At 32.3% G+C, this 17,193-nt stretch carries 17 protein-coding genes, 6 tRNA genes and 1 other annotated feature; of the genes, 21 read left to right on the top strand and 2 right to left on the bottom strand.

The window, feature by feature from the left end; genetic code table 11:
- Nucleotides 1-149 precede the first annotated feature (149 nt).
- The 18 genes from B5E58_RS09830 (at nt 150) to B5E58_RS09745 (ending at nt 11,274) form a co-directional block, all read left to right on the top strand.
- Nucleotides 150-224 (top strand) — tRNA-Asn (locus tag B5E58_RS09830).
- A gap of 9 nt (nt 225-233) precedes the next feature.
- A tRNA-Trp gene (locus B5E58_RS09825) sits at nt 234-309 on the top strand.
- Between the two features lie 20 nt (nt 310-329).
- Nucleotides 330-406, top strand: a tRNA-Asp gene (locus B5E58_RS09820).
- Nucleotides 407-409: 3 nt separating this feature from the next.
- Nucleotides 410-482 (top strand) — tRNA-Val (locus tag B5E58_RS09815).
- Nucleotides 483-519: 37 nt separating this feature from the next.
- Nucleotides 520-593, top strand: a tRNA-Met gene (locus B5E58_RS09810).
- A 104-nt stretch (nt 594-697) separates the two neighbouring features.
- Nucleotides 698-976 (top strand): hypothetical protein, encoded by a 279-nt coding sequence (locus B5E58_RS09805; RefSeq protein WP_088109492.1) that lies wholly within the window; start codon nt 698-700, stop codon nt 974-976.
- On the top strand, nt 973-1,446 hold the full coding sequence (gene ispF, locus B5E58_RS09800) for a 2-C-methyl-D-erythritol 2,4-cyclodiphosphate synthase (RefSeq protein WP_088109491.1): 474 nt from the start codon (nt 973-975) through the stop codon (nt 1,444-1,446). The genes B5E58_RS09805 and ispF overlap by 4 nt, the downstream gene beginning before the upstream one ends.
- Before the next feature lie 6 nt (nt 1,447-1,452).
- Nucleotides 1,453-1,702 (top strand) — a binding site (T-box leader).
- A 61-nt stretch (nt 1,703-1,763) separates the two neighbouring features.
- Nucleotides 1,764-2,405: a serine O-acetyltransferase gene (cysE, locus tag B5E58_RS09795; protein WP_206608573.1), complete on the top strand. Its 642-nt coding sequence runs from the start codon at nt 1,764-1,766 to the stop codon at nt 2,403-2,405.
- 18 nt (nt 2,406-2,423) lie between these two features.
- Nucleotides 2,424-3,836, top strand: a complete 1,413-nt coding sequence (cysS, locus tag B5E58_RS09790; RefSeq protein WP_088109490.1) for a cysteine--tRNA ligase — start codon at nt 2,424-2,426, stop codon at nt 3,834-3,836.
- Between the two features lie 4 nt (nt 3,837-3,840).
- On the top strand, nt 3,841-4,284 hold the full coding sequence (locus B5E58_RS09785; RefSeq protein WP_242956646.1) for a Mini-ribonuclease 3: 444 nt from the start codon (nt 3,841-3,843) through the stop codon (nt 4,282-4,284).
- Nucleotides 4,285-4,287: 3 nt separating this feature from the next.
- Entirely contained in the window at nt 4,288-5,067 is a 780-nt protein-coding gene (gene rlmB, locus B5E58_RS09780; protein ID WP_088109489.1) for a 23S rRNA (guanosine(2251)-2'-O)-methyltransferase RlmB, read from the top strand.
- A 27-nt stretch (nt 5,068-5,094) separates the two neighbouring features.
- Nucleotides 5,095-5,610: an NYN domain-containing protein gene (locus B5E58_RS09775; RefSeq protein ID WP_088109488.1), complete on the top strand. Its 516-nt coding sequence runs from the start codon at nt 5,095-5,097 to the stop codon at nt 5,608-5,610.
- A 13-nt stretch (nt 5,611-5,623) separates the two neighbouring features.
- On the top strand, nt 5,624-6,268 hold the full coding sequence (gene sigH / locus B5E58_RS09770; RefSeq protein ID WP_088109487.1) for an RNA polymerase sporulation sigma factor SigH: 645 nt from the start codon (nt 5,624-5,626) through the stop codon (nt 6,266-6,268).
- 57 nt (nt 6,269-6,325) lie between these two features.
- Nucleotides 6,326-6,398, top strand: a tRNA-Thr gene (locus tag B5E58_RS09765).
- A 122-nt stretch (nt 6,399-6,520) separates the two neighbouring features.
- Entirely contained in the window at nt 6,521-8,767 is a 2,247-nt protein-coding gene (locus B5E58_RS09760) for a diguanylate cyclase (protein WP_158097727.1), read from the top strand.
- 472 nt (nt 8,768-9,239) lie between these two features.
- A complete protein-coding gene (locus B5E58_RS09755; protein ID WP_088109485.1) occupies nt 9,240-9,932 on the top strand; it encodes an iron-sulfur cluster assembly scaffold protein in 693 nt (230 codons plus the stop codon).
- A 20-nt stretch (nt 9,933-9,952) separates the two neighbouring features.
- The gene (locus B5E58_RS09750; protein WP_088109484.1) at nt 9,953-10,963 is read left to right on the top strand and encodes a GGGtGRT protein; all 1,011 of its coding nucleotides are present in this window, start codon (nt 9,953-9,955) and stop codon (nt 10,961-10,963) included.
- Nucleotides 10,964-11,052: 89 nt separating this feature from the next.
- Nucleotides 11,053-11,274 carry a DUF4318 domain-containing protein gene (locus tag B5E58_RS09745; protein ID WP_088109483.1) on the top strand — a complete coding sequence of 74 codons (222 nt, stop codon included), beginning with the start codon at nt 11,053-11,055 and terminating at the stop codon, nt 11,272-11,274.
- 41 nt (nt 11,275-11,315) lie between these two features.
- Here B5E58_RS09745 and treR read toward each other — a convergent pair whose 3' ends face one another.
- On the bottom strand, nt 11,316-12,035 hold the full coding sequence (treR, locus tag B5E58_RS09740; RefSeq protein ID WP_088109482.1) for a trehalose operon repressor: 720 nt from the start codon (nt 12,033-12,035) through the stop codon (nt 11,316-11,318).
- A 253-nt stretch (nt 12,036-12,288) separates the two neighbouring features.
- Here treR and treP point away from each other — a divergent pair, with 253 nt between their 5' ends.
- Both treP and treC read left to right on the top strand, forming a co-directional pair.
- A complete protein-coding gene (treP, locus tag B5E58_RS09735) occupies nt 12,289-14,232 on the top strand; it encodes a PTS system trehalose-specific EIIBC component (RefSeq protein ID WP_088109481.1) in 1,944 nt (647 codons plus the stop codon).
- Between the two features lie 29 nt (nt 14,233-14,261).
- On the top strand, nt 14,262-15,905 hold the full coding sequence (gene treC, locus B5E58_RS09730) for an alpha,alpha-phosphotrehalase (protein WP_088109480.1): 1,644 nt from the start codon (nt 14,262-14,264) through the stop codon (nt 15,903-15,905).
- Between the two features lie 76 nt (nt 15,906-15,981).
- On the opposite strand, the gene B5E58_RS13375 is transcribed toward treC, so the two are convergent.
- Nucleotides 15,982-16,155, bottom strand: a complete 174-nt coding sequence (locus B5E58_RS13375; protein ID WP_143597254.1) for a YtxH domain-containing protein — start codon at nt 16,153-16,155, stop codon at nt 15,982-15,984.
- 119 nt (nt 16,156-16,274) lie between these two features.
- Here B5E58_RS13375 and B5E58_RS09725 point away from each other — a divergent pair, with 119 nt between their 5' ends.
- Entirely contained in the window at nt 16,275-16,964 is a 690-nt protein-coding gene (locus B5E58_RS09725; RefSeq protein WP_088109479.1) for an N-acetylmuramoyl-L-alanine amidase, read from the top strand.
- The last annotated feature ends 229 nt before the right edge of the window (nt 16,965-17,193 follow it).

The raw sequence follows: 17,193 nt of genomic DNA, 5'->3' as shown, positions 1-17,193 counted from the left end.
GGTTCGAGGTGTAAGCACAGTAATGTGTTTAGCTGACGAATACTAATAGGTCGAGGGCTTGACCAATAAAATTTATCTCGGATGACTAAGACTTACAATATTCGGTTTTGAAGGTACAGTAAGAAATTACTACCTTATTATATAGCTATTCCTCGATAGCTCAGCGGTAGAGCACTCGGCTGTTAACCGATAGGTCGTAGGTTCGAATCCTACTCGGGGAGCCAATTTAATATAGGGGTATAGTTCAGTTGGTAGAACGTTGGTCTCCAAAACCAAATGTCGAGGGTTCGAGTCCTTCTGCCCCTGCCATTTGATTTTAAACTTAATATGGCTCAGTAGCTCAGTTGGTTAGAGCGCCGGCCTGTCACGCCGGAGGTCGAGGGTTCGAGCCCCTTCTGAGTCGCCATTTGGGAGTTTAGCTCAGCTGGGAGAGCACCTGCCTTACAAGCAGGGGGTCACAGGTTCGAGCCCTGTAACTCCCATTTTTTTAGACAACAATGAAAATTTAATATAGATTATGGCGGAGTAGCTCAGTTGGCTAGAGCACGCGGTTCATACCCGCGGTGTCGGGGGTTCAAATCCCTCCTCCGCTATTCTAAATAAGTCCGAAAACATTCGGACTTATTTTTTTTATTTAAGCTATTGAAAAAATTTAATTTATTTTGTAAAATCACTTAAAAAGATTAGAGGTGATTTAATGAACTACTGTGAAATTAAATCGTATATTATAAAAGAGAGTTTTAAGGACTCTAAAGGTAATGTTCTTATATTCTGTGATAGAGATTTTTTTGATAAAAATAATGTATCTTCTGAAAATGAAATATTTTTATCTGTTGATGGCGGAGATTGTTCAGAAGGTATTTTTGAAAAAGTAAATTTTAATTTAGATGATATAAAAAATATACTTCAATGGTATGGATATAATGAACTTTATGAAATATTTGAAAAATGGTATAAGGAAGTGGTAATTTTATGAGAGTAGGTTCTGGTTATGATGTTCATAAACTTGTTGAAGGTAGAAAACTTATACTTGGTGGTGTTAGAATAATGCATACAAAAGGTCTTCTTGGGCATTCTGATGCAGATGTTCTTGTTCATGCTATTATGGACGCAATTCTTGGTGCTGCTGCCCTTGGAGATATTGGAAAACATTTTCCTGATACTGATGAACAGTTTAAAGGTATATCAAGTTTGCTTCTCTTAAAAAAGGTTTTAGGCTTGATAGAAAACAAAGGTTATTGTATAATAAATATTGACGCAACTATTGTTGCACAAAAACCTAAGCTTGCACCATATATTGATAGTATGAGAAGAAATATTGCTGATGTTTTATCAATTGATGTTGATGATATAAATATTAAGGCTACAACAGAGGAAAAACTTGGATTTACCGGTCGTGAGGAAGGTATTTCCGCTTCAGCAGTTTGTCTCATAGATAAAAAATAAATAATTAAAAAGACTTTGAAGGAAAGAGTATCTGTTTTTAAATCAAAAGAGATAAAGGGTCATAGGCTGAAAGCCCTTTTTGTGGAGATTACAGAGAAGTGCATTCCGGAGTTCGGAAGGTGAAAGATAGTTTTATTAATTTAGTAGCTTTCTGCGTTAGATTGCGTTAAAATTATACAAGCGAGGATATTTTATATTTTTATAAATTTTTTATCCTAAGCAGAGTGGAACCACGGATTTAAACTTCGTCTCTGATTTTATTCAGCGACGAAGTTTTTTTGTTTTGTAAATTTTATTTTTTAGGAGGTATAGTGTTTATGCTTAAAGATGAAATAAGAACAATTATGGAAAAAGACCCTGCCATTAAAAGTATAGCAGAGGTATTTCTCTATTCAAGTTTTTGGGCTATGATTTTTCATAGATTTGCTCATAAACTTTACAGAAAGCATATGTTTTTTGCAGCTAGATTTGTTTCTCAGGTTTCAAGATTTTTTACTGGAATAGAAATACATCCCGGTGCAAAAATAGGAAAAGGCTTTTTTATTGACCATGGTATGGGAGTTGTTATAGGTGAAACTTGTGAGATAGGTGACAATGTCCTTATATATCAGGGGGTTACTCTTGGAGGTACAGGAAAAGATGTGGGAAAAAGACATCCTACTATTGGAAATAATGTTCTTGTAGGCTCTGGCGCTAAAATACTTGGACCTATTAAAATTGGTGATAATGTAAAAGTTGGTGCCGGTTCTGTGGTTCTTAGAAATGTTCCTTCTAATTCAACTGTTGTTGGTGTTCCGGCGAGACGTGCTGGTGGAAGTTGTATGGTTAATAAGGAAAATCCTTCTGATACAATAGACCAGATAAGAATAAGTGACCCTGTTCAGGTTGAATTTAATAAGATTATAAGTAAACTTAATAGACTTGAGAAGAAAATTAAAAATATGGAAGAAAAGAAATAATTTTTGGAGGAGTAAAATATGAAACTGTATAATACACTTACAAGAAAAAAAGAAGAATTTGTTCCTATGGAGGAAGGAAAAGTTAAAATGTATGTATGCGGACCTACTGTATACAACTTTATCCATATAGGAAATGCAAGACCTTATGTTGTTTTTGACACTGTAAGAAGATATTTTGAATATAAAGGCTATGATGTTACTTATGTTCAGAACTTTACAGATGTTGATGATAAAATAATTAAAAAAGCTAATGAAGAAAACACAACAATGGATGTTATAGCAAATCGCTATATTGAGGAAGCTTTTACAGACGCTGACGGTCTTAATGTAAAAAGAGCAACTGTTCACCCTCGTGTTACACAGGAAATTGAAAATATAATTAAAATGATTAGCGAGCTTATTGAAAAGGGCTATGCTTATGAAGATAATGGAACAGTGTACTTTGACACAAAAGCATTTAATGAATATGGAAAACTTTCAAAGAAAAATCTTGATGAACTTATAGCTGGTGCTAGTGAGAGAGTTCAGCAGGACGATGCTAAGAAAAACTCAACAGACTTTGTTCTTTGGAAACCACAGAAACCAGGAGAACCAAAATGGTCATCACCTTGGGGGGACGGTAGACCAGGCTGGCATATTGAGTGTTCTGTTATGGCTAAAAAATACCTTGGTGAGACAATAGATATTCATGCTGGTGGAGAAGACCTTATATTCCCTCACCATGAAAATGAGATTGCACAGAGTGAATGTTGTAATGGAAAACCTTTTGCAAGATATTGGCTTCACAATGGATTTATAACTGTTGACAATGAAAAAATGTCAAAATCAGCAGGAAATTTCTTTACTGTAAGAGATATTGTTGCTCATTTCCCTTATGAAGTTATACGTTTCTTTATTTTAAATGGTCATTACAGAATGCCTATTAACTTCAGTGATGAGCTTATGAAATCATGCCAGAATGGTCTTGAGAGAATTAAAAATTGTAAAAATAGCCTTGTTTATTATATAGATAACTGTAAAAAAGCTGACATGACAGAAGATGAAGAAAAACAGCTTGCTGAAATAGATAAATTCAGAGTGCAGTTTGAAGAAGCCATGGATGATGATTTTAATACAGCTGACGCTATAACAGCTATATATGAGCTTGTTCGTTTTATAAATAAGAGTATAACAGATGAAGTTTCAAAGGCTTTTGCTGAAAAAGAAATGGAAATGTTCAATCGTCTTACTTCTGTTTTAGGACTTCTTGAGAAGGAAAAAGAAAAGACAGAAGACCCTGATACAGCTATGATTGAAGAACTTATAGCAAAACGTACAGAGGCTAAGAAAAACAAAGACTTTGCAACAGCTGACGCCATAAGAGAAGAACTTTCACAGATGGGAATTACTATAAAAGATACTCGTCAGGGTGTTCAGTGGTTTAGAGGTTGATTTTATGGAAAACATTGAAATTAACAAAGCTAATAAAAGTATGGAAAAAATATTTGAAGCAGAATATAATAATGGACAGGGGCCGAAGGAACTTTCGGCTCTTGCTCTTGCTTATGTGGGAGATGCAGTATTTGAAATGCTTGTGAGAACAAGAGTGTTATCTTGGGGAAATGCTCCTGTTAATATACTTAACAAAAAAGCAAGAGGGATTGTTAATGCAAAGGCTCAGTCTGATATGTATTTCAGAATAGAAGATATTTTGACAGATGAGGAAAAAAGTGTTTTCCGTAGAGGTAGAAACACTAAAAGTCATACTGTGCCTAAAAATGCTGATATTATGGATTATAGACACGCTACCGGTCTTGAGGCTGTATTTGGTTATCTCTATCTTTCAGGGAATATAGAGAGAGCCATAGAGCTTTTTGATAAAGGAATGGAAAGGAAATAATATATGGATAACTACAAAAAATCCGAAAGAAATTCTGAGAGAGAATTTAACGAAAACCAACTTGAAGGTAGAAATGCCATTCTTGAGGTTTTAAAAAGTGGACGTGATGTTGAAAAAATATTAGTTCAAAAAGGAAATGTTGAAGGTACTATAAAAAGAATTGTTGGAATGGCAAGAGAAAAAGGAATTGTCATTCAGGAAGTTGCAAGACAGAAACTTGATGAAATTTCACAGACAAAAAATCATCAGGGTGTAATCGCTCTTGTATCTGCTCATAACTATGTTGAAGTTAGTGACATAATCGAGAAAGCAAGAGAAAAGGGAGAAGACCCTTTTATAATAATTCTTGATGGTATAACAGACCCTCACAATTTCGGTGCTATACTTCGTACTGCTGAGACTGCTGGAGCTCATGGTGTTATTATACCTAAAAGACGTTCAGTAGGTTTAACTGCAACTGTTGGAAAAACTTCAGCCGGTGCTATTGAGTATGTGCCTGTTGCAAAGGTTACTAATATTGTAAGTACAATGGAATACCTTAAAAAAGAGAATATATGGATAGCTTGCTCTGATATGAAAGGCACAGATTACTTTGAACAGGATATGAAAGGCGGAATTGCTCTTGTAATAGGCAGTGAAGGTGAAGGCGTTAGCCGTCTTGTTAAAGAAAATTGTGACTTTACTGTTTCAATACCTATGTATGGAAAAATTTCATCTCTCAATGCCTCTGTTGCTGCTGGACTTCTCATGTATGAAGTTGTAAGACAGAGAAATTACTGTTGATTGTAGTACCTTTGGGAGGTATTTGTATTGGCAAAAGAATTTTTATTGGTTGACGGTTATAATATTATACATGCCTGGGACGAGCTTAAAGAGCTTTGTGAACTTAGTCTTGAGAGTGCAAGACAAAGACTTATTGAAATACTTTCAAATTATCAAGGTTTTAAGAAAATTACTGTTATTGTAGTTTTTGATGGATACCTTGTAAAAGGAAATATTGGAACTGTTTATGAATATAATAATATAAATGTTGTATTCACTAAAGAGGCAGAAACCGCTGACCATTATATAGAAAGAGTTGTAAACACATTACCGAGACATTACACTGTACGAGTTGCCACATCAGACGGCTTGGAACAGCTTATTATTCTTGGTAGTGGAGCTACAAGAGTTTCTGCAAGAGAGCTTTATAACGAGGTTAAAGGTATTGAAAATACAATACGTGAGAGATATATAAATAAGCGTCCGCCAAAAAATAACCTTCTCACAGATAATGTTGATGAAGAAACGAGACAATGGATTGAAATGATGAGAAGGCAGAAATAGAGGATATGTACTTATGAAAAAAGAAACTTTTGTTTTTAATAAATATATTAATATGCATGATGAAGATGTTATAGACCTTATAAAGTCTGGAGATACTGATGCACAGGAATATATTTTTGGAAAATATAAAAATGTTGTCAAAATGAAATCAAGAGCATATTTCCTTATAGGTGCTGACAGTGAAGATATTATACAGGAAGGTATGATTGGTCTTTATAAAGCCATAAGAGATTTTCAGAAAGATAAAAATGCATCTTTTAAAGTCTTTGCAGAGCTTTGTATAAATAGACAGATTATAACAGCTATAAAAACAGCTACAAGACAAAAACATATGCCTTTAAATTCTTATGTTTCTTTGAATAAATCAGCTTTTAATGATGATTCTGAAGAAACATATATGGACATATTAAAAACTGTTGATGAAATGAACCCTGAAGCTTTACTTATAGGTCAGGAAAATAAAGATTATATTGAAAGCAATATAGGAAAAATACTTAGTGATTTTGAGAGAAAAGTTCTTGGTTATTATCTTCAGGGAAAAAGCTATTTTGAAATTTCAAAAATAAGCGGTAAACCTGAAAAATCTGTTGATAATGCTCTTCAACGTGTTAAAAAGAAAATTGAAAAATTCATGGAAGAAAAAGAACTTGACACATAAATTTCATTATGATACTATGATTTAGATATGTACAAATACTGTATATATCTAAATTTTGCTGATGTAGCTCAGTTGGTAGAGCACCGCATTGGTAGTGCGGAGGTCTCGGGTTCAAATCCCGTCATCAGCTTATTTTAATTGAAAAATATAAAACATTATTATATATAAAACACTCTCTTTATGAGGGTGTTTTTTGTTTGTGTGCTATGATATAATTACATAAAATAAAATTTTTTGATAATGGTGAAAATTATGTTAAAAAAATTAAAGTTTAATTATAATTTAAAATATGGTGACGTATTTATTGGTGTTGCTATACTAGCTGTAATTGTTTTTGCTTTAATATTCAAAAGTTTTGTGTATAAAAATGAGTTTGAAAATAGCATGGAGCGTCTTGAACAAGTTGTTGAACAGCAAACAACAGTAATTAATGAAATTTTTGATGATATAGAAAATTATATTATAATGACATCAGAATTTATTTCTAGAGATAATAATATAAATGAAATATGTGAAAATCTAAATATTTATGCTAAGAGACAGGATTTTAAAGAGATAGCTTTTGTTGATACAACAGGTATAGGAGTAAATAATAATGGAACAGTTGTTGATTTGACAGAAAAGGATTATTTTTTAAAATCTCTCAATGGAGATATTTGTATTGATACAGAAAAAAATTCAGATAAATATTGTGATGTAGATGTTATTATAAGTGTTCCTGTTATTGACCAGTCTGAAAATATAAAGGGTGTTTTGGCGGCAAGATTTCAACTCTATTATATAAATTTTTTCAAAGATATTAATATTACTAATGAAGATGTCAAAATAACTATTTCTAATGGAAATAAAGATATAATATATGACTCTGAAAAATTTGATATTAATATGGCAGGAAGATTTGAAAATAAAATTGATTATGATATAAAATATATAGAGCCTTCAAGTGGCGATATTGTTATAGATAATCTTAATTCACAAAAAAGTGGAATATTGGAATATAAGCTTGGAGGAGAAAGAAAATTTGCTTATTACATGCCCCTTGGCATAAATACTTGGAATATATTTGTTATTGTACCTGAAACTTATATAACTAACCAAATGGAAATAATAAATTATGCAGTTATAAAACTTATAGTATGTACAATACTTTCGGCTCTTTTGCTTTTTGCTCTTATAATATACATTATAAATAATACAAATAAAAAAATTATGAATACAAACAGAGAACTTAAAATAAGCGAGGAGACCTTTAGAATTTCGGCAGAACATGGTCAGAAAACTATATTTGATTATTATCCTGATGAAAATATAATAAATGTGATTGTATCAAACTGTTTTTATGGTATGCCTAAACTTATTTATGATGTTCCTGAAAGTTTCTTTACAAAAAATATAATTGATGAAAGTTATAGGTCTACTGTATTTGAAGCCTTTGATAAAATAAAACTTAAAGAAAAAAGAGTTTCATTCTCTGTAAAATGTAATGATTGTAATAATAAAAGTATATGGGCAAATTTTGATATAATGAATGTATTTGACGAAAATGGTAATGTTATAAAATCAATAGGTGTTATAGAGGACGTTACAGAGAAAAAGAATGCAGAAGAAATGTATATTAAAGAGAAAAATTTAAAAGAAGCTATGACTGGCGACAACATGATTATAGTTGAAGTTGATATGAATACAGGTGAATTTAAAATTGATGCAACAATGAATGTTGAAATTAATTCTTTAAAATTATTACATAATTCTTTTGAGAGTTTTTGCGATACTATATACAATAAATATATTTTTGAAGAAGATATTAAAATTGCAAAGTATATAGTTGAAAGTGATAATGAACTTAGAAATATTGAACTTAGAGCAAGATTTGTAAAAAATGGTGTTGAAGATTACAGATGGATTTCTGTAATAAAAAATATTATAAAAAATCCTGTATATGGTATAAATAAAAGTTTCTTCTATGTTAAGGATATTGATAAAGCTAAAAGGCAGGCTATACTTTTAAAATATAATGCTGAAATTGATATACTTACAGGCATATTTAATAGGGCTACTGTTGAAAAGAAAATCACAGAATATATGTCAGAAGAACATAAATCAGCTGTTGTAATGATTATAGATGTGGACAAGTTTAAGTTTGTAAATGATACATACGGTCATAGTGTGGGAGATGAAATACTTAAAATATCAGCTTCAAGGATAAAAAATGAGTTCAGAAAAAATGATATTGTTGGTAGGCTTGGAGGAGATGAATTTATAGTATTAATTGATGGCATAAAAGATATGAGTGTTGTTTCTAGAAAAGCCGAAAATTTATCATCTCCATATGTGTATAAAGTTGATGATATTGAAATAGAATTGACATTAAGTATAGGAATAGCTAAGTTCCCTTATGACGGAAATGGATATAACGAGATTTATAAAAAAGCAGATGAAGCTCTTTATTTATCAAAAAATGGTGGCAGAGGTAAATATAATTTTTATAGACAAATGTAAATATATATAGCCTAGACTTTTATTTAGTTTAGGCTTTATTTTATTGTTAATTTTTATTTTAATTATATTAATAAAAATAATACTTTGTAGATATTGTAGAAAAAATCATGGTTTTTAGTTATGTTTTTATAATAATTGTTGTATTTTATCTTGTTGAATTATTAAACATAAAGTTTTATGACTGTTTTTATAAAAATAAATTATTATGTTTGTTAAATAAATCGCATTTTTGTTTGTTTTATAGTTTATTTTTAATATTTTCATTGAATATATGCTGTTTTTAGCTAGTTTACAATTATTGACGGTACTTTGTTTTTTATGATATAATTCTCAAGAAGAGAGAATGGCTTCTCCCTTGCGGTAGTGTAAAAAACAGTTAGTATGCCTTGGTTTTTGGGATATTAAGGCACAGCTGCCTTGGCAGACTGTTTTTGCCGCAGTATTTAAGTATAATTAGAGAAGGAGTGTTTCTATGATTTATTCAGCAGAAGTAAAAAATATGTGCCATGTTGCAAAAGGAGCTTATCACGGTCCTGCTCCAATCCCAGAAGAGGGAAAATGGGTACAGGCAAAAGAAATTAAAGATATTTCAGGTCTTACACACGGTGTAGGCTGGTGTGCACCTCAGCAGGGAGCATGTAAGCTTACTCTTAACGTAAAAGACGGTATCATTGAAGAAGCTCTTGTTGAGACATTAGGTTGTAGTGGTATGACACATTCAGCTGCTATGGCATCAGAAATTTTACCAGGTAAAACTCTTTTAGAAGCATTAAACACAGACCTCGTTTGTGACGCTATCAACGTTGCCATGAGAGAATTATTCTTACAGATTGTTTACGGAAGAACTCAGACAGCTTTCTCAGAAGGCGGACTTCCTATCGGTGCTAGCCTTGAGGACCTTGGAAAAGGTTTAAGAAGCCAGGTTGGTACAATGTTCGGAACAAAAGAGAAAGGTTCAAGATACCTTGAAATGGCTGAAGGCTATTGTACAAAAATGGCTCTTGACGCTGATGACCAGGTTATCGGATATGAGTTTATCCATCTTGGAAAAATGATGGACTTTATCAAAAAAGGTGTAGAGCCTGCTGAAGCTATCGAAAAAGCTAAAGGTAAATACGGACGTTTTGATGAAGCTGCTAAATACATCGATCCAAGACATGAATAAGAAAGAGGGGAAAAAGTACTATGGCATTATTTGAAAGTTATGAAAGAAGAATTGACAAAATAAACGGTGTTCTTGCAGAGCAGGGTATTGCTTCTCTTGAAGAATGTGAAAAAATCTGTAAAGATGCCGGAATTGACGCATATACAATGGTAAAAGAAATTCAGCCAATCGCTTTTGAGAATGCTTGCTGGGCTTATGTAATGGGTGCTGCAATCGCTATCAAAAAAGGCTGCAAAACAGCTGAAGAAGCTGCAAAAGCTATCGGTATCGGTCTTCAGGCTTTCTGTATTCCAGGTTCTGTTGCTGAAGACAGAAAAGTAGGTCTTGGACATGGTAACCTTGCTTCTATGCTTTTAAATGAAAATACAAAATGTTTCGCTTTCCTTGCAGGTCACGAATCTTTCGCTGCTGCTGAAGGTGCTATCGGTATTGCAAAGAGTGCAAACAAAGTTAGAAAAGAGCCTTTAAGAGTTATCCTTAACGGTTTAGGAAAAGACGCTGCTCAGATTATCTCAAGAATTAACGGATTTACATACTGCCAGACACAGTTCGACTATGCAACTGGTGAAGTTACAGTAGTTAAAGAAATCCCATATTCAAACGGAGAAAGAGCTTCTGTTAAATGTTTTGGTGCTGACGACGTTCGTGAAGGCGTTGCTATCATGCACTTAAACGGTGTTGACGTATCTATCACAGGTAACTCAACAAACCCAACTCGTTTCCAGCACCCAGTTGCAGGAACATACAAAAAAGAATGTGTTGAACAGGGCAAGAAATACTTCTCAGTTGCTTCTGGTGGTGGTACAGGTAGAACACTTCACCCAGACAACATGGCAGCAGGTCCAGCTTCTTATGGTATGACAGATACTATGGGACGTATGCATTCAGATGCACAGTTCGCAGGTTCTTCATCAGTTCCAGCTCACGTTGAAATGATGGGCTTCCTTGGAATGGGTAACAACCCAATGGTTGGTGCTTCTGTTGCTGTTGCAGTTGCTGTTGAAGAAGCTGCTAAAAACGGCAAATTCTAATTAGAATTAAATACTTTTATACTTTAAGAGGTCGCTTATGCGACCTCTTTTTTATTTTTATGATATAATAAAATAAAAAGGGTGATTTTATGTTTAAGAAAAGTTTTATAATTGAACTTGATGATAGTCTTAAATATCCAAATGCCGAAACAATATGTAATCTTGTAGAAAAATATGCTGTTAAAAATAATGAAATTTTAAAATGGGAAAGTAAAGAAGAAATTATTAAATTTTATTTGAGTAATGTTCTATATGAAGTGAAAATACATATGATAAGGGGAGGATATGAAATCCTCTGTAAAGAAGTATAATTAATAAATAAAAAAGTTTCCGAATTAATCGGAAACTTTTTTTATTTTCTTGTTGCTATATCAATAAATCTAAAATAATCAGGGTGATGACGAGACTGTGTATATTCAAACATAATTCCATCACTGTTATAAGTTTGACTGCTTACAACAGCTAAACAATTATAGTCTTTAAGGTCTAAATATGTACTGTCAATTTTATTCATTTTTTCAACAGTCATAATTCTTTTACTGGTCACTATTGTCATGTTTAGAGTGTTTTCTAAATACTCATAAATTGATTTTTCTGCAACCTCAACTGAAAGTTCTGGCATAAGCTCTTTTAAAAAATAGTTGTGATTTACTATAAGAGGTTTACCGTCAAAATAATGAATTCTCTGTATATATATAAGTTCTGTACCTTCTAAAAATCCTGTTCTTTTTTCTGTTTTTTTGTCTGCTATAACATATTGAAAGTGTACAACCTTTGTTGAATAAACTTGATGATTTCTTATAGCGGACTCTTTGAATGATTCTATTCCACCTATTTTAAATGTAGATTGTTCTACCGGTTGAAATATATTTACAACACCTTTTCCCTGTATAGCCTGAACATAGCCTTCTTTTATAAGGTCAGCCATTGCTCGGCGAATAGTGTTTCTTGAACAACTGTATTCTGTTACAAGAGTGTTTTCAGAGGGAAGAAATTCTTGAAAACTGTATTCCTCTGACTCTATTTTGTTTTTAAGGTCTTTATAAATTATGTCATATTTTGCTTTAGGCATTTATAATACATCTCCCTGTAAAAAGTGCTTGTTTAAACATTTATAATTTATTTTATAATAATATGGATAAAAAAGTCAAGTTGTTTAAACACATTAAATTTAAAGTATAAAAATAAAAATTGTTGCACAAAATTTTATTTTAAAAAATATATAGCTTTTACAAAGTTTTAAAAACCGATTGACTTGTTTAAACAACTATATTATAATCAAGTTGTTCAAACAAGTGAGTGATTTTAAAAAGGAGGTAAGTAATTTGTCTAAGTATGAAAATGATGTAAAACAATTATTAACTCTCATAGGCGGGAAAGAGAATATAGGTGCTGTTTCCCACTGTATGACAAGAATGCGTTTCGTATTAAATGACCCGTCAAAAGCGAAGGAAAAAGAAATTGAAAAACTTCCTTCTGTAAAGGGAACCTTTACTCAGGCAGGTCAGTATCAGGTCATCATTGGTAACGACGTTTCAGTATTTTATAATGAATTTACAAAATATGCCGGAGTTGAAGGTGTCAGCAAAGACGCTGTAAAGAGTGCGGCAAAATCAAACCAGAATGTTATTCAGAGAATAATGGGAAGTTTAGGTGAAATTTTTGCTCCTATTATTCCAGCACTTATCTGTGGCGGTCTTATACTTGGTTTTAGAAATATTATAGGTGAAATTAATTTTTTAAATAATGGTACTGCAAGTCTTGCTGATGTTTATCCTTTCTTTATGGGACTTTACAATTTCCTTTGGCTTATAGGTGAAGCAGTATTCCATCTATTACCAGTAGGTATCGTATGGTCTATCACAAAGAAAATGGGAACAACTCAAATTCTTGGTATTGTTCTTGGTCTTACTCTTGTATCAGGACAGCTTTTAAATGGTTTCGCTGTTGCATCAACACCAGCAGCTGAAATTCCAAAATGGGATTTTGGATTTTTCCAAGTTTCAATGATTGGTTATCAGGGACAGGTAATAGCAGCTATTATGGCAGGTTTTGTACTTGTTTATCTTGAAAAATTCTTCAAAAAACACTGTCCAGAAGTTGTAAGTATGATAGTAGTTCCATTTTGCTCACTTGTACCAGCCGTTATAATTGCACATACAATTGTAGGTCCAATAGGCTGGAAAATCGGTAATTTTATAGGCGAAATAGTATATGCAGGTCTTACATCACAGATTAAAGTAATATTTGCAGCAATATTTGGTTTTGTTTATGCACCTATCGTTATGACAGGTCTTCATCATATGACAAATGCTATTGATACACAGCTTGTAACACTTTATAATGGAACAATGCTTTGGCCAATGATAGCATTAAGTAATATAGCTCAGGGTTCAGCAGTTCTTGCAATGATAATGTTACAGAAGAAAAATGAGAGAGCTCAGCAGATTAATATTCCAGCTTGTATATCTTGTTATCTTGGAGTTACAGAGCCTGCCCTTTTTGGTGTAAACCTTAAATATGTTTTCCCTCTTATCTGTGGTATGGCAGGCTCTGCGGTTGCGGCAATAATATCAGTAGGCTTTGGAGTTGAAGCTGTAAGTATTGGTGTCGGTGGACTTCCAGGAATACTTTCAATATATTCTCAGTATTGGGGTAAATTCCTTCTTGCTATGATAGCAGCTATTGCAATTCCTTTTGTACTTACATACATTGTAGGTAAAAAGAAACTTTCAACAGTTGAGCTTACAGGAGAAGAAGTTTCAGAAACAGTAACAGAGGAAACAGTGGAAGAAACAGTTGTTTCAAATAGTGATGTAAAAGAACTTTGTGCAATATTAAGCGGAAAAGTTATTCCTATTGAAGAAGTTCCAGATGAAGTTTTTGCAAACAAAGTAATGGGTGATGGTGTGGCTTTTGAACCTTCTGATGAAACTGTTGTATCACCTTGTGACGGTACAATAAGTGTTGTTATGGAGGAAAGCAAACACGCTTGTGGTATAACTCTTTCAAATGGAGTTGAACTTTTAATACATGTTGGTATTGATACTGTAAGTATGAATGGTGACGGTTTTGAAACCTTTGTAAAAAGCGGTGACAAAGTAAAGAAAGGTCAGCCTCTTATAAAATTCTCAAAAGAGAAAATCAAAAATTCAGGATATAAAGATACAACAATGCTTATAATCACAGATAATGGAAATGCTGAAAATATTGAACTTATAAGCGGTATACCTTCAAAGGCAGGAGAAACAGTAGTAGCAAAATTTTGATTTGAATATATAGAAAGGATTGGTTTAATATGGCGGATTTCAGAAAAAGTACAGTTTATCAGATTTATCCTAAATCTTTTTATGACACAGATGGTGACGGACTTGGAGATTTAAAGGGTGTAACAGCAAAACTTGATTATATAAAAGAACTTGGAGTGGATTATATATGGCTTACACCTTTCTTTGTATCACCACAGAAAGACAATGGATATGATGTAGAAGATTATTACAACATAGACCCAAGATATGGAACAATGGAAGATTTTGATGAACTGGCAAAAGAGGCTGAAAAAAGAGGAATTCGCCTTATGCTTGATATGGTTTTTAACCATACATCAACACGCCATGAATGGTTCCAGAAAGCTTTGGCAGGAGATGAAAAATACAAAAATTACTATATATTCAAAAAAGGTAAAAAGCCTGGAGTTCCTCCAACTAACTGGGATAGTAAATTTGGAGGAAATGCTTGGGAGTATGTTGAAAAGTTTGATGAATATTATCTTCACCTTTTTGATGTTACACAGGCTGACTTAAATTGGGATAATGAGGAAGTAAGAAAAGAAGTTCAGAATATAGTTAAATTCTGGATGAAAAAAGGTGTAAAAGGCTTTAGATTTGACGTTGTAAATCTTATAAGCAAAGGAATTTTTGAGGACGATTTTGAGGGAGACGGAAGACGTTTCTACACAGACGGACCTAATATTCATAAATATCTTAAAGAACTCAATGAGACAACATTTGGTACAGATGCTGAGATTATAACAGTTGGTGAAATGTCAAGTACATCTATTGAAAACTGTTATCAGTATGCAGGGGCAGAAAGCAATGAGCTTTCAATGGTATTTAGTTTCCACCACTTAAAAGTTGACTTTATGGGTAATGAGAAATGGGTTCTTGTACCTTTCGATTTCCAGAAATTAAAAAATATTATATTTGAGTGGCAGACAAAAATGTCACAGCATAATGCATGGAATGCTGTTTTCTGGTGTAATCATGACCAGCCTAGAGTTGTATCTCGTTTCGGAAATACTGAAAAATATTGGAAAGAGTCAGCTAAAATGCTTGCAACAGTTGTGCACTGTTTGAGAGGTACACCTTATATATATCAGGGTGAGGAAATAGGTATGACAAATGCAGGATTTACAGACATTTCTCAGTATAAAGATGTTGAAAGCCTTAATCATTTTAGAATTTTACAGGAAAAAGGTCTCACAGAAGACAATGCATATAGTATATTAAAGGTTCATTCAAGAGATAACAGCCGTACTCCTATGCAGTGGAATAATGGAGAAAATGCAGGTTTCACAAGTGGCACACCTTGGATTGAGGTTATAAAAAATTATAAATATATAAATGCAGAAAGTCAGATTGATGATGAAAATTCAGTTTTTGCATATTATAAAAAACTTGTAAAACTTCGTAAAGATGAAGATGCTATATCCTATGGAGATTTCCAGTCTATGGCTGAAAATCATAAAGAAATATTTGCATATAAGAGACAATATAATGGTGAGACAATTATAGTTGTAAATAATTTCTATGGAAAAGAAATTTTGTGGGATACAGAAATAGACCTTTCAGGTTATAAATGTATATTAAGCAACTATAATGATAGTAAGGTTGATAGAGTTCTTAAACTTAGACCTTATGAGTCAATAGTGCTTAAAAAATAAATTTAATTAAATATTGGGGAGAATAGAGAAAGGGCAGATATTTATCTGCCCTTTTTTCGTATTACATTTTACATTATTACATTCTGTCCATTGTGTCGGCTATATCTCCCATGAGATTTTCTGCTTTATACACCATTTTTTTGCCTGTGTTCATCATTTTTTTCTGTGTTTTTTTGTCACTGAGAAGATATCCCATACCTGCCACAGCTGCCATACTTCCTGCAATAAGACCTGTTGTGAAACTTTTCATAATATCACTCCTTTGTTTTTGTTGCACTATTATTATTTATTTATTTACGTTCTTTATACCTGTATTATATTTCAAGTTTTTTTGAATAAAATATAGTAAATAATATTTAAGAGGGAATTATGAAAGATTTTTTTTTGAAAAAGGAGTATAGGTGGATATTTCTTTTTAGCCTTATAATATTTTCATCATTGGTATATACATATAGGATAACAGTCCCAACAATGCTTCCTATATCGGGAAAAACAATAGTTATAGACCCGGGACATGGAGGTTGGGACCCAGGTAAAACGGGAAATATTGGTGAAAATGAAAAAATAATAAACCTTCAAATTTCCCAGATACTTCAAAAATATCTTGAGACTTCAGGAGCTAATGTTGTTATAACTAGAAATGAAGATGAAGCCCTTGGAGATAGCAAAAATAAGGATATGAAAGAAAGAAAAAATATTGCTGACTCAAGTTATGGAGATATTCTTGTAAGTATACATCAAAATTCTTTTCCTAAAGAGAGTGCAAAGGGTGCACAAGTTTTTTATTATGGAACATCAGAGGAAAGCAAAAAACTTGCTGAGTTTGTACAATCAAGGCTTATATCTGAAGCGGATAATGAAAATAAAAGAACTGCAAAAGCAAATACTGATTATTATATGTTAAAAGCTATGAAACTTCCTTGTATAATAGTTGAGTGTGGTTTTTTAAGTAACAGTAATGAGGAAAAACTTTTGAATGACAAAAAATATCAAGAAAAAATTGCATGGGCAATTTATATGGGTATAATAGATTATTTTTATGATAAGGAAAAAATTTAATTTATTTTAATGTTAATAATTAGCATGCTAAACTTGACTTATTTTATTTTAACATATATATTATTTCTATAAAAAATGCACGAAGCATAATTTAAAAATTTAATATCAATTAATTATTTATAAACCACGAGGGTTTTTGTAATAGGCTTTTAAAGTGTATATCAAGGGTGTTTTCTACACTTTTGTACAAAAATTCTTGTGGTTTTTTATGTTAAAAATGGGGAGGAAA

The sequence above is a fragment of the Tyzzerella sp. An114 genome (assembly GCF_002161055.1).
Lineage (GTDB): Bacteria > Bacillota > Clostridia > Lachnospirales > Anaerotignaceae > Fimicola > Fimicola cottocaccae.
This window is presented reverse-complemented; position numbering and strand designations above follow the sequence as displayed.

Bases quoted from the DNA above. Each gene is read 5' to 3' on its own strand.
- B5E58_RS09785 (WP_242956646.1), top strand. From the start codon at position 3,841: ATGGAAAACATTGAAATTAACAAAGCTAATAAAAGTATGGAAAAAATA.
- B5E58_RS09805 (WP_088109492.1), top strand. From the start codon at position 698: ATGAACTACTGTGAAATTAAATCGTATATTATAAAAGAGAGTTTTAAG.
- B5E58_RS09760 (WP_158097727.1), top strand. From the start codon at position 6,521: ATGTTAAAAAAATTAAAGTTTAATTATAATTTAAAATATGGTGACGTA.
- B5E58_RS13375 (WP_143597254.1), bottom strand. From the start codon at position 16,155: ATGAAAAGTTTCACAACAGGTCTTATTGCAGGAAGTATGGCAGCTGTG.
- treC (WP_088109480.1), top strand. From the start codon at position 14,262: ATGGCGGATTTCAGAAAAAGTACAGTTTATCAGATTTATCCTAAATCT.
- B5E58_RS09750 (WP_088109484.1), top strand. From the start codon at position 9,953: ATGGCATTATTTGAAAGTTATGAAAGAAGAATTGACAAAATAAACGGT.
- B5E58_RS09725 (WP_088109479.1), top strand. From the start codon at position 16,275: ATGAAAGATTTTTTTTTGAAAAAGGAGTATAGGTGGATATTTCTTTTT.
- sigH (WP_088109487.1), top strand. From the start codon at position 5,624: ATGAAAAAAGAAACTTTTGTTTTTAATAAATATATTAATATGCATGAT.
- cysE (WP_206608573.1), top strand. From the start codon at position 1,764: ATGCTTAAAGATGAAATAAGAACAATTATGGAAAAAGACCCTGCCATT.
- rlmB (WP_088109489.1), top strand. From the start codon at position 4,288: ATGGATAACTACAAAAAATCCGAAAGAAATTCTGAGAGAGAATTTAAC.
- B5E58_RS09745 (WP_088109483.1), top strand. From the start codon at position 11,053: ATGTTTAAGAAAAGTTTTATAATTGAACTTGATGATAGTCTTAAATAT.
- treR (WP_088109482.1), bottom strand. From the start codon at position 12,035: ATGCCTAAAGCAAAATATGACATAATTTATAAAGACCTTAAAAACAAA.
- ispF (WP_088109491.1), top strand. From the start codon at position 973: ATGAGAGTAGGTTCTGGTTATGATGTTCATAAACTTGTTGAAGGTAGA.
- B5E58_RS09755 (WP_088109485.1), top strand. From the start codon at position 9,240: ATGATTTATTCAGCAGAAGTAAAAAATATGTGCCATGTTGCAAAAGGA.
- cysS (WP_088109490.1), top strand. From the start codon at position 2,424: ATGAAACTGTATAATACACTTACAAGAAAAAAAGAAGAATTTGTTCCT.